The 14,443-nt window shown below is 64.1% G+C and carries 15 protein-coding genes; 2 read left to right on the forward strand and 13 right to left on the reverse strand.

Going from position 1 to position 14,443, the window contains the following annotated elements; genetic code table 11:
* Window positions 1-83 precede the first annotated feature (83 nt).
* The 7 genes from A5634_RS17480 to A5634_RS17510 form a co-directional block, all read right to left on the reverse strand.
* Complete coding sequence (locus tag A5634_RS17480; protein WP_065145291.1) at window positions 84-1,088, reverse strand: ABC transporter substrate-binding protein; 1,005 nt, start codon at window positions 1,086-1,088, stop codon at window positions 84-86.
* A gap of 26 nt (window positions 1,089-1,114) precedes the next feature.
* Entirely contained in the window at window positions 1,115-2,431 is a 1,317-nt protein-coding gene (locus tag A5634_RS17485; protein WP_065145306.1) for a cytochrome P450, read from the reverse strand.
* A gap of 32 nt (window positions 2,432-2,463) precedes the next feature.
* Window positions 2,464-2,883 (reverse strand): lipoprotein LpqH, encoded by a 420-nt coding sequence (locus A5634_RS17490; protein ID WP_065145292.1) that lies wholly within the window; start codon window positions 2,881-2,883, stop codon window positions 2,464-2,466.
* A 44-nt stretch (window positions 2,884-2,927) separates the two neighbouring features.
* Window positions 2,928-3,761, reverse strand: a complete 834-nt coding sequence (locus A5634_RS17495) for an SDR family oxidoreductase (protein ID WP_065145293.1) — start codon at window positions 3,759-3,761, stop codon at window positions 2,928-2,930.
* Between the two features lie 23 nt (window positions 3,762-3,784).
* Window positions 3,785-4,240 carry an SRPBCC family protein gene (locus A5634_RS17500; protein WP_065145294.1) on the reverse strand — a complete coding sequence of 152 codons (456 nt, stop codon included), beginning with the start codon at window positions 4,238-4,240 and terminating at the stop codon, window positions 3,785-3,787.
* Between the two features lie 51 nt (window positions 4,241-4,291).
* Window positions 4,292-4,744 (reverse strand): transglycosylase family protein, encoded by a 453-nt coding sequence (locus tag A5634_RS17505; protein ID WP_065145307.1) that lies wholly within the window; start codon window positions 4,742-4,744, stop codon window positions 4,292-4,294.
* A gap of 107 nt (window positions 4,745-4,851) precedes the next feature.
* On the reverse strand, window positions 4,852-5,466 hold the full coding sequence (locus tag A5634_RS17510; RefSeq protein ID WP_081290501.1) for a chorismate mutase: 615 nt from the start codon (window positions 5,464-5,466) through the stop codon (window positions 4,852-4,854).
* On the opposite strand from A5634_RS17510, the gene A5634_RS17515 reads away from it, so the two are divergent.
* A complete protein-coding gene (locus A5634_RS17515; RefSeq protein ID WP_081290502.1) occupies window positions 5,465-6,031 on the forward strand; it encodes a hypothetical protein in 567 nt (188 codons plus the stop codon). The two genes, A5634_RS17510 and A5634_RS17515, sit on opposite strands and share 2 nt — an antisense overlap.
* A gap of 63 nt (window positions 6,032-6,094) precedes the next feature.
* Here A5634_RS17515 and ag85B read toward each other — a convergent pair whose 3' ends face one another.
* Window positions 6,095-7,075 (reverse strand): diacylglycerol acyltransferase/mycolyltransferase Ag85B, encoded by a 981-nt coding sequence (gene ag85B, locus A5634_RS17520; RefSeq protein WP_065145296.1) that lies wholly within the window; start codon window positions 7,073-7,075, stop codon window positions 6,095-6,097.
* A gap of 551 nt (window positions 7,076-7,626) precedes the next feature.
* Here ag85B and A5634_RS17525 point away from each other — a divergent pair.
* Window positions 7,627-8,766: a DUF7159 family protein gene (locus tag A5634_RS17525; RefSeq protein WP_065145309.1), complete on the forward strand. Its 1,140-nt coding sequence runs from the start codon at window positions 7,627-7,629 to the stop codon at window positions 8,764-8,766.
* Between the two features lie 3 nt (window positions 8,767-8,769).
* On the opposite strand, the gene A5634_RS17530 is transcribed toward A5634_RS17525, so the two are convergent.
* The 5 genes from A5634_RS17530 to A5634_RS17550 form a co-directional block, all read right to left on the reverse strand.
* A complete protein-coding gene (locus A5634_RS17530) occupies window positions 8,770-9,333 on the reverse strand; it encodes a YceI family protein (RefSeq protein ID WP_065145297.1) in 564 nt (187 codons plus the stop codon).
* 3 nt (window positions 9,334-9,336) lie between these two features.
* On the reverse strand, window positions 9,337-10,350 hold the full coding sequence (locus tag A5634_RS17535; protein WP_065145298.1) for an alcohol dehydrogenase catalytic domain-containing protein: 1,014 nt from the start codon (window positions 10,348-10,350) through the stop codon (window positions 9,337-9,339).
* A gap of 19 nt (window positions 10,351-10,369) precedes the next feature.
* Window positions 10,370-11,665, reverse strand: coding sequence for a cytochrome P450 (locus tag A5634_RS17540; RefSeq protein ID WP_065145299.1), 1,296 nt, complete (start codon window positions 11,663-11,665; stop codon window positions 10,370-10,372).
* A 110-nt stretch (window positions 11,666-11,775) separates the two neighbouring features.
* Entirely contained in the window at window positions 11,776-12,588 is an 813-nt protein-coding gene (locus A5634_RS17545; RefSeq protein ID WP_155769591.1) for a TetR/AcrR family transcriptional regulator, read from the reverse strand.
* A gap of 96 nt (window positions 12,589-12,684) precedes the next feature.
* The coding region (locus tag A5634_RS17550; protein ID WP_437339986.1) for an ATP-binding protein at window positions 12,685-14,443 on the reverse strand (1,759 nt) is incomplete at its 5' end.

Genomic DNA, 14,443 nt, shown 5'->3' on the forward strand with positions numbered 1-14,443 from the left:
CAGGGACTCTACAAAATCCGGAGCAATTGCTCCACGCCTTCGGGTCGACGAAAATTCGCGATCGCTAAGGATTCAATAATCGTTCAATCCGTGAAGATCGACCGGAAAGTCTGCCGCCATTCGGTGTCGTGGGCCATTTTGATGCTGTCCGGCACATACAACAGGTGCCGCTCGTCATCCAGCGAGCGCGGCGTTCTGGAGTCGGGACCCAGGATCGCCGGTGCTGCCGCGTCACGCCGCACCGGCACCGTACCGAGCAACCGGCACCAGTGTTCCTGCACCGGTCGACTCAGTGCGAAGTCGATATAGCTACTTGCCCACCGGCCGGCATCGGCCGGCACGCCCCGCGGCACCCACAAGCAGTCCATGGTGTCCGGCACTCCTTCAGCGGGTGCGACCCAACCAATATCCGCGCCCGAGCGCTCGAACCCGATCGCGTTGGGCAATGCCCGGAAACAAAGATCCAGCCGCCCCGAACGCAGATGCTCGCCCAATTGACCGCTGTAATCCATCGCCGACACCTGCGAGCGCATCCGACGCAGCAGACTCCAGCAGGCGTCCATGTCGTCGGGGATGTCGGTCACCTTGCCGCCGCCGAGGACTTGTGCGACGGCGTGGATGCCGTTGCCGTCCGGATACAGCGCCACCCGGCCCCGGTGCCGCGGGTCCAGTAGAATCTCCCACGAGTCCGGTCCGCGGTCACCGAAAATGGAGCGCTGATACACCAATACGTAGGCCACGGCATAAACCATCACCAGTGGCCAATCCTCGAACCCGTCCGGCCTGGCCCGGGCGTGCAGGTGCTCGAGGTTGGGAACTACGTTGGACGACAACGGTTCACACAGATCATCGTGCGCGGCGCGCAACGCCGCGACGGCATTCGTCCAGGCAATGTCGTACGGGGGCCGCTGTCCGCTGCGGACCGCCGTGACCAACTCGCCGGGGATGCTCAGACCAACGTATCGGTGGTGGCGGACCGCAATTCCGGTCGCCGCTTCGAAGGGATCCGACACCGCGTCGCGCAGAGCGCGGTCCCACGGCCCGCCCCACGACAGGACGACGAGTTCGCGTTCGGACGACGTTGGCATGAGTGGCCTCTGTTCCCCCAAGCCGGTTAGCGGGTCGCCATGGAACGGGCCGGGCCAAGCCGCACCGGCAGCGTCGACCAACCTCGTAGCACCCGCGTGCTGCGCCGGCTGCCGGCACCGGCGCGCTGCGCCTCGGGGAAACGCTCGAAGAAGGTGCGCAGGCCAACCTCACCCTCAGCTCGAGCCAGCGCTGCGCCCAGACAGAAGTGCCGACCGCTAGAGAACGCGAGATGCTTTCCTGCATTGGGTCGTTCGATATCGAAGCGGCTCGGATCCGGGAAAATCGATGGGTCCCGGTTGGCGGCGGCCAGGTAGATCACCACCACCTCACCTCGTTGGATCTGCCTGCCCGCTACCTCGAGGTCCTTGCGCGCCACCCGGGCGGTGAGCTGCACCGGTGAGTCGAACCGCAGGATCTCCTCGACGGCGTTGGGCCACAACTCCGGGCGCGCGTGAAGCGTCGCCAGATGTTCGGGATGGTCGAGCAGCATGCGAATCCCGTTGCCCAGCAGGTTAACTGTGGTCTCGAAACCGGCCACCAGAACCAACCCGGCTACCGCCTGCAATTCCGTCTCGTCGAGATAGCTGTCGGCACTGCCGTTTTCCGCGGTCTGGATCAGTTGGCTCATCAGATCGTCACCGGGCGTGCGGCGTAACTGCCGCAAGTGCTCGACCAACCAAGTGTTGAATCCCGCGACACCACGGTGCACGCGCAGATATTGCTGCCAAGGCAGCCCAACATCCAGACTCGGCGCGGCCAGTTCGCCGAACTCCAGGACGCGCCGCCGGTCGTACTCGGGCACACCCAGGATGTCGCTGATAACGGTGATCGGAAGTTGCGCACAGTACCGCCCGACGATGTCGACAGCGTCGGGCCGATCGACGAGCTGATCGAGCAGATCGTTGGCTGTCTGCTCGACCCGCTCCCGTAGTGCGCCGACAGCTCGGGAAGTAAAAACCGCCGAGACAGTCTTGCGGTAGCGGGTGTGATCGGGTGGCTCGACGGCCAACAGGGACGGCGGCCGCATCGGATGCAGCCGGCCGTCGCGGGTGCGCCGCTCGAGCCAGCGCAAGGGTGCCGGCAGGCTGTCACCGAATGAGACGACGTGAAAGTCGTCCGATCGCAGCAGATCGTGGGCGAGGCGGTGGTCGACGGTCATGCAGTTCGCGCGGCTTTGCACCAAAGGGCCGTGCCGCCGCACCTCGTCGTAAAACGGCGCTGGGTCCTCGGCGACCGCGGGATCCGCGATCAACCTGGCCTGTAGGTCGCCACGGCGCATCCCGTACTTGGCCACGCCGCGGATCACGCCGTGCATCGCGAACCAATGCAGTCTTTCCCTCACCAACGCAAGATTAGGCGCACTGCTACGTGCGTTCAGCACTCCACGCTGATCTCGAAGTCCGTTGTCATGACCTTATTGGGGTTGCTGCTATTGATGCCCGAGGCGCTGCCGGTGATCTTGGGGTGTTTGTCACCGACGACGCGGGCGTTGCCCACCCCGCCTTCGTAGTAGCTGCCGGTGAACCCGTTGATGTTCCGGATCTTTACGAACTGCGGGATGATCCGGTCCCCGCTGAGCAACACCACCGCCTGAACGTGTCCGTCGCGGTCGCGGATGTCGACGGTCCGATAGGACTGGATCTGGCTGCACACCGGCGGCTGTGCCGTGACGGCCTGATCACCGACGGTCAGGTGTGCGGCCTTCCTGGGCATTATCTGCGGATCACCGCAGCCGGAAACGGCGCCGGCAACGACCAAAGCGATTCCTGCGACTGCGACCAACCGGTTCTGCACCGGCCACCTCCGATTCGAGAACGCCCCAGTATGTGCAGGAAACATTATTGCTGCTTCAGGTCCAACCTGGGCAATTCTTTGATGATGCGACGACGGACGAATTCTGGGCTGATCCCTTTGAGCCGGTCGATCCAGCGGATGCTGTCGGGCACGTACCAGTGCAGCCGCTTGGGATGGTGGTAAGCCTTCCAAGCCACCTCCGCGACGCTGGAGGCCGGCATCAACCGGAACATGCCCTTCTTGGGTGCGGCCCCGCGCAACTCCTCCTGCGACACCTGGGCGGCGGTGCCCCCGTCGGTGTGCTGCGGCGTCGAGGTGAGGATCGCGGTATCGATCAGGCCGGGTAGCACGTCGGCGACCCGTACACCGTGCCGATGCCACTCCACGCTTAGCGCCTCGGTCAGTCCCTTGACCGCATGCTTGGTCGCCGAATACACCGCGATGCGCGGCATGCCGTAGGTGCCCGAGGACGACGACGTGGAGAACATCAAACTGCCGGGCGCCTTCTTCAGGTAGGGGAGTGACCCGTACGCGCCGGTCAGTACCGCTTTGAAATTCACGTCGACGACGCGCATCGCGGCCTCGTACGGCACGTCCTCAAACCAGCCGCCCTCACCGATGCCGGCGTTGTTCCACATCATGTCGAGCCCGCCGCCCGTGTTGCCGGCACAGAAGTCCGACAACGCCGCATCTAGTGCCGCTTTGTCTGTCACGTCGACAACCCGGGTCCACAGTCCGGCACCCAGTTCGACACTGAGTGACGCCAAACCATCGTCATTGCGGTCTACGGCGCCGACGCGCCAGCCCTTGCCGTGGAAGAGCTTTACGCCTTCCCGGCCCATCCCGCTGCCGGCACCGGTGATGAATATCGTCTTCATCGATCTGATCTCCGCCCAGCCCCTCAGCCTGCTTCGACCACATCTTTGATGCGCTGCAGCGTCTTGGTCATGTCTCTAATATTGCGACGTCTGCGTAAGAAACCTCCAAACACCAGGTAGACGTTGTTGAGCGGGGACGGCGCGAGCCGAAACGACTCGGTGACGTCCGTTCCGCCGTTGGCCGGCTCCATTCGGTAGTGCCAGTTGTTCACGACCCGGTCGCCGAGGAGTACAGCAAACCCAAATTCTCGACCGGGCTCGCATGCCGTCACCTCGCAGGTGGTCCAGTAGACCGGTCCGATCTCGTTACGACGCACGTGTCCGCGAAACCGCGCACCGAGCTCGGGGTCGGTCGCGCCATCCAGCCATTCGGCTTCGAAAGTTTCCGGTGAGAACCGTCCGGTATTGCGAATATCGGCAATTAATTCCCAAATTTTGTCCGCTGGCGCCGCCATATGGACCGTTGCTGAACCCTCCATAGGAGGATCCAAACATGTCGGCTGTAACGAAACCAAGCCGACCGGCGATATTTACTGTTTGGGCGTAAATAGTCCGATGATCGAAGTGATGGTCTGCTGCAGCGCCGAGCCCGGCTGCTGCTGTCCCGCGGTGATCGGACTCATGCCGCCGGCCTTGCTGCACTTTGGCCACGCGCCCGGGCCCTGACCGGCGAGGACACGGTTGGCCACGGCGATTTGTTGCTGCTTAGAGGCTTTCGCCGGGTTTCCGACGCCGCCGTACTCCTCCCAGGTGGCCTGCTTGAACTGCAGGCCGCCGTAGGCGCCGTTGCCGGTGTTGGCGGCCCAGTTCCCGCCGGACTCGCACTGTGCGACGGCTTCCCAGTTCATGGCGTCGGCCTCGGCGATACCGGTGGATAAGGACATACCGGCGGCAATGAAACCGGCTGCCATCCCGGTCTTGATGGTGGTCTTGATGGTGGTCTTGATAAGGGGTCTAGTAAGGGGCTTTGTGATGGTCGTCATGTCCGGCATTTCGACGGCTGTAGTCAATCCGTTACCCGCCGGAGAAAATTATGAGATCAGTTATCTACAACTTTGAGATTGGCGCAAACGCTCCTCCGGTGGCCGCCTCAGGATTGCGGTGGGACCTGGCAGTAGGACCGGGTAGCAGCCGTAAGCGCACGTCCATACCGGTCCTCGAGGCGTCGAACGCGTATCGCGGTCGCGGTGGCAGCGCTGAGTTCATCGGCACACAAGGGGGAATTCAGCAAACTCCATTTAAGCGAGATCTGAGACAAAATCTTAGTGTTCAGGGCATCGATCGCGGCACGCGACGTGGCGAGGTCGGCTGGGGCGGCCGGCGCGCTCGCGGGGTCGAGCTTCCAGTCCGCGAACCGTTGATACTCGAGAGCTTCGGTGGCGTTGACCTGGTCTTGGAAGACGCGTGCGACGTAATCGGGGTCGACGTGCGACGACACGGCATCCTCGCGCAGGATCGCGAGTTCCTGCTCGACGCGGGCCGGGTCCTCGATGGCGACGTGTGCCGCCCACTTGAAGGCGGCCACCGGCTCGGCGATCTCCAGCCGCTCGGCTGCCGCGTCGACCAGTGCCGTCAGCGCGCCGCTGGTATCGGCGCGGGCCTGCGGCGTCATTGACAGCGCGATCAACAACAGGACAACGAGTCGACGGCACACATCGCTCAGCCTGGCATTCAACTTCTGGGCGTATGAGCAGAATGGGGGCATGCGTGCAGACTGGTTGCGCTCGACTCCAGCCCGGGGCCTGCTGGGCGCCACACTGGGAGTCTGCCTGCTCCTGGGCGGCGCCTTTCTGGCGGTCGACCAGCTGCACTCCACCGCTGCCGACGCCGTCAATCCTTCGGGACCAACGGTTTCCGACGAACAGAGCAAGGCTCAGGCGGTGGGATCGGCCAGGCTTCTCGCGGGCGATGCGCGCTTACACACGACCACGGCCGGCTACATGCTGATGTCGTGCAGGGACCGCGACAATCCGCCGTATCAGGGCGCGGTCTACCTCACCTTCGCGGTGCCGCCGGGGACGCGAGCCGACGCCTACCTGCCGGAGGTCACCAGAACGCTGACATCCGCCGGCTGGGTGGAAGGCCTGCAGCCGGGCGGCCACGCCTACAGCAAGAGCCTCACCAAGGGCGCCGTCACCGCGATCATCTACCGCCATGACGACGACCCGAATCTGGGCGTCCTGAGGCTATACGGCGAATGCCGGAATATGAACGACCACCGCAACGATGCGACCGCGTGGGTCGACATCACCAACCTGTTCACCCCATAAAGCACTGCTGCGCTTGACGGCGGTTGCCGTACAAGCGCAGCAGTGCTTAGTGCTGGTTGCGGGTCAGCCCCGAGCGCCGAGTGCGCCCTGCAGGTCACCCTTCATCGCGTTGAGCTGTGCGCCCCAGTACTCCCAGCTGTGCGTTCCGTCGTTCTGGAAGTTGAACACCGCGTTGTGGCCACCGGCGGCCGTGTAGGCGTCCTGGAACTTGATGTTGCTGCTGCGGACGAAGTTCTCCAGGAACTCGGCCGGCATGTTCGCCCCACCCAGCTCGGAGGGCTTGCCGTTGCCGCAGTACACCCACAGGCGGGTGTTGTTGGCGACCAGCGTCGGGATTTGAACGGTCGGGTCGTTGCGCTGCCACGCCGGGTCGCTCGAGGGTCCCCACATGTCACTGGCCTTGTAGCCACCCGCGTCACCCATGGCCAGACCGATCAACGACGGCCCCATGCCCTGGGATGGGTCGAGCAGGGCCGACAACGAACCTGCGTAGATGAACTGAGCGGGGTGGTAGGCAGCAAGGATCATCGCCGAGGAACCGGCCATCGAGATGCCGACCGCAGCACTGCCGGTGGCCTTGACGCTCCGGTTGGAGGCCAGGTAGTTGGGCAGTTCGGAGGTCAGAAAGGTCTCCCACTTGTAGGTGGTGCAGCCGGCCTTGCCGCAGGCCGGGTTGTACCAGTCGCTGTAGAAGCTGGACTGTCCACCGACGGGCATTACGACCGACAGACCCGACTGGTAGTACCACTCGAAGGCGGGGGTGTTGATGTCCCAGCCGTTGTAGTCGTCCTGGGCGCGCAGGCCGTCGAGCAAGTACACCGCCGGAGATCCGTCTCCGCCGCTCTGGAACTGCACCTTGATGTTGCGTCCCATGGCGGCCGACGGCACCTGCAGATACTCCACTGGCAGTCCCGGCCGGGAGAAAGCCCCCGCGGACGGCGCACCCCCGGCGAGTCCAATCAGGCCCGGCAGGGTCGCGGCAGCGGCCGCGCCGACCAAGAGTCGGCGACCCCAGGCCCGTATCTTCCCGCTCAGTTCTGTCATACCTGTGCCCCTTTTTTTCCTTATGTCTCTTGCTCCCGGCAGAACTTACCGCGCGAATAGGCCAAATGTCGATTCGGACGCAATCACATTTCAGTTCCATATCGGCCACCGCCGTGGACACAGCAACTGTGTTACTGGGACCCCGTCGGAGAACCGCATTCGTTATAACCCCGCCGCGACACGCCCAAACGCGACACACGCCGCGACGTTATGCAGGCGTTATGTAGTTGAAATCGATAGGTATCGGAAGTACGCAAGGAAATTGACCCGATCGACAAATCCAATCCGGGTATATCGGGACCGCGCCGAGCAACCTTTGCCCGGTTTAGAGCCCCAAGGCACAACGGTTTCGACGAGCTTGTGAGTCACCTGGCGGTTTCCACACCGGCGCAGACGAACTTGCTCCGACCGCGTAGGCTCGCTCGGAGCAAGCCGACTTGAAGACACGCTATCTCGGGCGTTTCGGCACTCACGCGCCACGCACCTGTCCCTCGGTGACGGTGGTATCGCGGAGCATGCGGTAGGTCCGGGAACGATTGGGGTGCGAAATTTTGGACACGGTACTAGGGCTTTCGGTGACACCGACCACCGTTGGGTGGGTCCTTGCTGAAGGGCACGGAGCCGACGGCGCCATCCTGGACCACCATGAGTTGCAGCTCCAGCAGAGCCAAGCCGGTCTGCGTGCCGTAAATTCCGCGCAGCAGGTTGCCGACGAAGTGCTGCGCGCCCAAGACGTAGCCGTCGCCGACGGTCACCGGCTGCGCGTGGTGGGGGTGACCTGGAGCGACGAGGCATCGGCTCAGGCCGCCCTGCTACTCGAGGCCCTGACCGACGCGGGTTTTGACAACGTGGTGCCCGTTCGGCTGCTCGATGCGGTCGAGACTCTGGCGCAGGCCATCGCACCGGTCATCGGCTACGAGCAGACCGCCGTGTGCATCCTCGACCACGAGTGGGCGACGGTCGTCATGGTCGACACCCACGACGGCGAGACCCAAACCGCCGTCAAGCACGTTCGCGGCGGCTTCGACGGGCTGACGACCTGGCTTACCGGCTTGTTCGACCGCAGCGCGTGGCGTCCCGGCGGCGTCGTCGTGGTCGGTTCGGAAGGCGACGTCAGCGACTTTTCCTGGCAGCTGGAGAAGGTTCTGCCGGTACCGGTGTTCGCCCAGACCATGGCGCAGGTAACGGTGGCGCGCGGCGCGGCACTGGCAGCGGCGCAAAGCACCGAATTCACCGACGCCGACTTGGTTGCCGAGATCGTCGAACCAATTGTGCTCGCGCCCGTGCGGTCTCGGCAGTACGCGGGGGCGGCGACCACCTTGGCGGCCGCGGCGGTCACCTTCGTGGCATCGGTGTCGCTGGCGGTGGGATTGCAGCTGACTCCGGGTAACGACGCCGGACCGTCTCAGCGCGTCGTGCACAAGTCCACACCGCCGGTCGCCGAGGCCGTCACGCCCGCACCCGTGCCACCGGTTGAAGCGCCCGTACAAGCGGTTCCGGTGGGTACCACCCAGCCCGCGCCGCAGCGGGAGCCCGTTCGGCTGACCGCCGGCGAGGAGGTCGAAGAACCCGCCGGACAACCCGGGGGCGCGATCCCGGAACCAGAAGCCGGTCCCGGACCTCTTCGGTTGAGCAGGGTGCTCGAGCACATCCCCGGCACCTACGCGGAGCCCGGCCGCCCGCCGGAATAGCCGTTAATCGCGCCGCACGGCGGTGAAGCAGATGGTCACCTCGTCGGCAACCTGCAGTGAACCCATCAACATGGAGAACGGCTTGACGCCGAACTCCGACTGCAAGAGCGTGGATTCGGTTGATAATTGCCACGAATCGCCCAGCCTGTCGGTCCGCAATTCGACGACATGGTTGCGGGCCTTACCGCGGATGTGCAGGGTGCCGTTCAACCGGTAGCCATCGTTGGTCTTCTCGATGGCGCCATTGTTGCCGGTGGCAAAACGGATCTCGGGAAACCGGTTAGCCGACAGCGACTTCAGCGCGTTCGAACGCGCCACGGCCTTCTCGGGCGCGGACAGGCTCTTCAGGCCCCCCTCGCCACGCAACACCTCCAGCGAATCCACGTCGACCCTAAGTTCGGCCGAATTGGGCTCACCATCAACCCAATTCACGCTCGCCTGCCAGCGGGTCATCGCAATGGTGAGCCGATGGCCCATCCGAGCGGCCCGGCCCGCGACTCCGGTGCGAATGGTCAACTCACCGTCGGCTCCGTCCAGGGTCCACTTGGTGTCCAGCTCCGAAGCCACGTGTCACATGGTAAGGACGGTGCGATAGCGCGCCCGACCCTGCTCCAATATGGCGTAGCCTTCGGCGGCTTGGGCCAGCGGGAGCTCGTCGACCCATGTCCGCACTCCGGAGAGAACCGCGAAATGCATTGTCTCTTCAACGTCTTTCGCGGTCCCCGAGGGGTGACCGACCACGCTGAGCCCCGGGGTGATCAGCTGAACCGGGCTGATCGGCAGCGGCTCAGGTGTCACCCCGATGGTGACCAGTTCGCCTTGGGGCAGAAGGCCACCGACGGTGTCTGCCATGGCTTGCGAATTGCCCGCTGTAGCAAGGACAACCGCTGCGCCACCCAACAGGCGCAGGGCCTCGGACACATTGCTGTTAGTGGAGTCGATGTAGTGGTGAGCGCCCAGCTTCTTGGCGTCCTCGGCTTTGGCTGTGCCACGGGCGATCGCGATCGTCTCGAAGCCCATTGCCCGGGCCCACTGCACCCCCAGGTGGCCCAGCCCACCGACTCCGAGGACCGCAACCCGGTCACCGGGCAGCGCCTTGGTGTGGCGCAGCGCGTTATATGTGGTGACGCCGGCACAGCCCATCGGGGCGGCTTCGACGTCGGACAGTCCGGCCGGGATTCGAGCCAACGCGGTTGCCGGCACCGTCACCGATTCCGCATAACCGCCGGGATACTGCCAGCTCGGAACCTTGACGTTGGCACAATGGATAAGAATGCCCTTGCGGCACGGGTCGCAGTGATTGCAGTTGCCGCCGAACCAGCCGACGGCGACACGGTCACCGACAGCGAATTCCTCGACACCGTCGCCGAGTTCGGCGATGGTCCCCGCAATTTCGTGTCCGAGTGTCAACGGCCACGTCATATCGGGGAATCCGCCGTTGACAAAGTGTGCGTCGGTGCCGCAGATACCGCACGCGGTGACCGAAATTCGCACCTCGCCCCGTGCAGGTGCAACCGTTTCGACCTCGGCGATTTCCAGCGGCGCGCCCGCAGACGCTACCTGCACGGCTGTATGGGTAGGCATTGGTCTTCCTGTATGGATGTCAGTGGGACACAGGGCATTGCGTGTTCGTGGGAGTCCCGTCGGTGTGATAGTCGACTTGCCAGTGCTTGATCCCGTTCAGCCAGCCCGATCGCAGCCGCTCGGGTGTGCCGACCGATTCCAGGTTGGGCATCGCGTCCGCGATCGCGTTGAACATCAAGTCGATCGTCATCCGGGCCAGGTTGGCCCCGATGCAGTAATGGGCACCGGTGCCGCCGAATCCGACATGCGGATTGGGGTCGCGCTTGATGTTGAAGGTGAACGGATCGTCGAATACGTCCTCGTCGAAATTGGCTGAGCGGTAGACCATGACGACCCGCTGGCCCTTCTTGATCTGCACACCGGACAGTTCGTAGTCCTCGAGAGCGGTGCGCTGGAACGAGGTGACCGGGGTGGCCCACCGGACGATCTCGTCCGCGGTGGTGATCGGACGTTCCCGCCTATAGAGCTCCCATTGGTCCGGGAAGTCGGTGAAGGCCATCATGCCCTGGGTGATGGAATTGCGCGTCGTCTCGTTGCCGGCCACGGCCAGCAGGATGACGAAGAATCCGAACTCGTCGTCGGAGAGTTTGTGGCCGTCGACGTCGGCCTCCACGAGCTTGGTGACGATGTCGTCGCCGGGGTTCGCGGCGCGGTCTGCTGCCATCTGCATGGCGTACATGATCAGCTCTACCGAGGCGGTCATCGCGTCATTGGTGGCGAACTCGGGGTCCTGGTCACCGACCATCTGGTTGGACCAATGGAACAACTTCATCCGGTCTTCTTGAGGCACACCCAGCAATCCGGCGATGGCTTGCAGCGGTAGCTCACAGGACACCTGTTCGACGAAGTCGCCCGACCCGTGGGCGGCGGCGTTCGCGACGATCTGCTTGGCCCGCTCGTTGAGGTCGTCGCGTAGGCGCTCGACGGCGCGGGGGGTGAAGCCACGGGAGATGATCTTGCGTAACCGGGTGTGGTGCGGGGCGTCCTGATTGAGCAGAACGAACTTCCCTCGCTCGATCTGCTCGGCGACAGTGCCGTCCTTGTAGCGCGGCAGTGCAGTTTTTTCCAGGCTGGAGAACACATCGCTGCGTCGGGAAATCTCTTTGACGTCCTTGTGTTTGGACACCACCCAGAAGCCGCCGTCGTCGAATCCGCCCACACCGAGCGGTTGTTCGTTCCACCAGATAGGCGCGGTACGCCGTAGCTCGGCCAGCTCTTCGACCGGCAATCGTTTGGAGTGGACGTCGGGGTCGGTGAAATCGAATCCCGACGGCAGGTTCGGCTTTGCTTGCGGTTCGGCTGGCTTCGTTGTCAAGGCCTACTCCTCGTAACCGTGCTCACATGGTCGTCTCGTGCCAATAAACCATTGGTACAGCACAGTTGGGAAGCATTGGCGCAAAAGACGCCGAAGCTGGGGCTGTCGGTCTAACCCACCTTCTCCGAGTGGTGGATAAGGCCTTCCATACGCTGCCGTCGTGACAGCATCAGTGCCGGTGCGTCGGCACGCTGACGGGCATCCGTCGGCGGGCCGCAGTCCAGGACTCCGCGCACCGCTTCGCGCACATACTCACGAACGAAGTAGCTGCCGTGGCACTCGTGCCGGCCCAGAATGCGCTTGGGCAAATCGATGACACAGGCTGACATGACAGCGATGGAGTCGGTGTCATCGCGATCCCAGACCAGCAATGACAGCCGGCGCATGATGTCGACGAACTGATCGTCCACCTCCCGCAGTTGGCGGGCGACATCGGTCGGTTGTGGCCGTCGGCTCAGATCGTCTCGTTGCACAGCCTCGAGCAACGCCGCCGACCTCGGGTACTGCCGTCGATAGAGAACCGACGCTTCAGCCGCCGCGAACGCCTTTTCGTTGGCGCTGCCGTCGGTTTCCTCGACGAGGCTGGTCAGCAGCGAAAGAAAGCGCCGATAGGCGCGCAACCAGGTGGCACCGATCAACGCCGCACGCGATCCGCAAAGTTGACGGATGCTGGCGGCGGGGAATCCGGTGGCAATGCTGAGCTCGCGGATCGTCAACGCTTCGATTCCCGCGTCGGCGATGAATCGTTCGGCGGCATTGATGATCTCGGCGATCTGGCCGGCAGCGTGGCTGGCGATCTGGCCGGCAGTGTGGCTGGCAGTGTGGCTGTGTGCGGACGCGCCGACGGCCCAGTCGGAATGGCTGACCGTGCGCGGACCGGCAGCAGGTCGCTGCGTCCGGATCACACAAAGCGTGCTCGACATGTCGGTGCTCCTTGACAATCACAATGGTTGCGATCACTGTGCTGTCGAAGCTCTGGCGAATCCTTGATGATTCGTGGAATGCGCTGGTCACCGACGCTAGGTGGCAGAGTCGGCGGTTTCCGCGAGGTAGCGCTGAAGACTGGAGCGCGCGCGGGCCACCGCGACCGTGCCACCGCCGCCGGCGGAAGCCCGCGTCGGCTCGCCTGCATCGAATCGTTCTGTGCCCGAACCATCGACGAGAACATCCAGCTGATCGGGTCGCAGCGGCGGAGGGTGACCGGCGTCGACAATGACTCGGTGTAAGAACAGCGCGTCGTCGGCCGCACCGAGCCGGGCCAAAAAGCGGGTGGTGTATCGCAGCGCGACCCACTGCTCGACCCAGTCTCCGACGCGCTCCCAGTGGTCATGCACCGCGACCAGCATTCTGGCCGCTTCCGGGCATTCTTTGGGCTCGCTGCGCGAAGCGCGCGTTGCCGCACCCTCCATCAACGCGATGCCATACCACCAGAAGTTCTGCACGGCACCGGCCAAGGATGCCGCGCGGTCGAATAGTGCCGTGGCTCGGACCGGTTCGGATTTTTTCAGCAGGAATCCGAGGGAGAAATAAGCCATTGAGCGGGCGGTGGGATTGGCGGTCGTATCGGCGACCTGCACCGCTTCTTTCGCGACGGGTAACGCGACTTCCGGGCGGCCCCGCAAGCCCTGTGAATACGCCAATGCCGAAAGTGCCTGCACTAGACGAATCGGATCATCTTCACGGCGGGCACGTTCCGCCTCGGCTTCCCAGTGCGCCACAGCGCGGTCCGGATCGTTGAACAACGACATGTCCGCCGCGACATCTGCGGGATAACAAACGCGCCCGGCACCGCGGCCCGGGATCCGTCCATCGGCCAACTCCACCAGCGATCGCGCCCGCTCCGGGTCACCACCGTTCCAGGCTCCTCGAGCCGCTGTTCCGACAACCGCGACAAACAACGGATGCTGCGGATCAGCGACCGCGATAAGTCGATCTGCCCATTGCGCCACTTCGTAACCGATCCGCAGGCCAATCAACTCGGCCACCGACGTCACCAACCGCATGCCGAGTTCGAACCGGCCATCGGCGAGCACGCTCTCGAACGCCGCGCGCAGGTTGTCGTAGTCGGGAAGCACCCGCTGCACCCATTCCTGCTCTTGCGGACCGTGCATTCCGGCCCCGGCCCGTTCGGCCAGTTCGGTGTAATACACTGCGTGCCGAGTCTCGAACTCAGCGTCAATTCCGTTGTCCTGCAGGCGTTCCTGCCCGTAGGCGCGCAGCGTTTCCAGGACGCCGTAACGGGTGTGGTCGGTCATGCTGCGCACCACCACCATCGACTTATCCACCAAACCGGCCAACACCTCTAACGTGTCGTCCTCGGCCGAACCCACCACCCCACACACCCCATGGGCCGCAGCCAAATCAAACGAACCCGCAAACACCGACAACCGCGCAAAAAACACCTGCTCAGACTCACTCAACAACCGATACGACCAATCAATCGTGGCCGTCAAACTCTGCTGCCGAGGCAACGCACCCCGCATCGCCCCCCGCAAAAACCCCAACCGATCCAACCGCCGCGCCACATCCGAAACACTCATCACCCGCATCCGCGCCGCCGCCAACTCCACCCCCAACGGCAAACAATCCACCCGCCGACAAATCTCCGCCACCGCACCCACCGGCTGCGCATCCAACACAAACCCCGGCGCACTCGCCCGCGCCCGCTCCCCAAACAACCTCATCGCATCACCCACCGACAACGGCGCCACCGCAATAATCTGCTCCCCCTCCACCCCCAACGGCTGCCGACTCGTGGCCAAAACCGACACCCCCGCA

It is taken from the genome of Mycobacterium asiaticum (genome assembly GCF_001673365.1).
Classification (GTDB): domain Bacteria; phylum Actinomycetota; class Actinomycetes; order Mycobacteriales; family Mycobacteriaceae; genus Mycobacterium; species Mycobacterium asiaticum_A.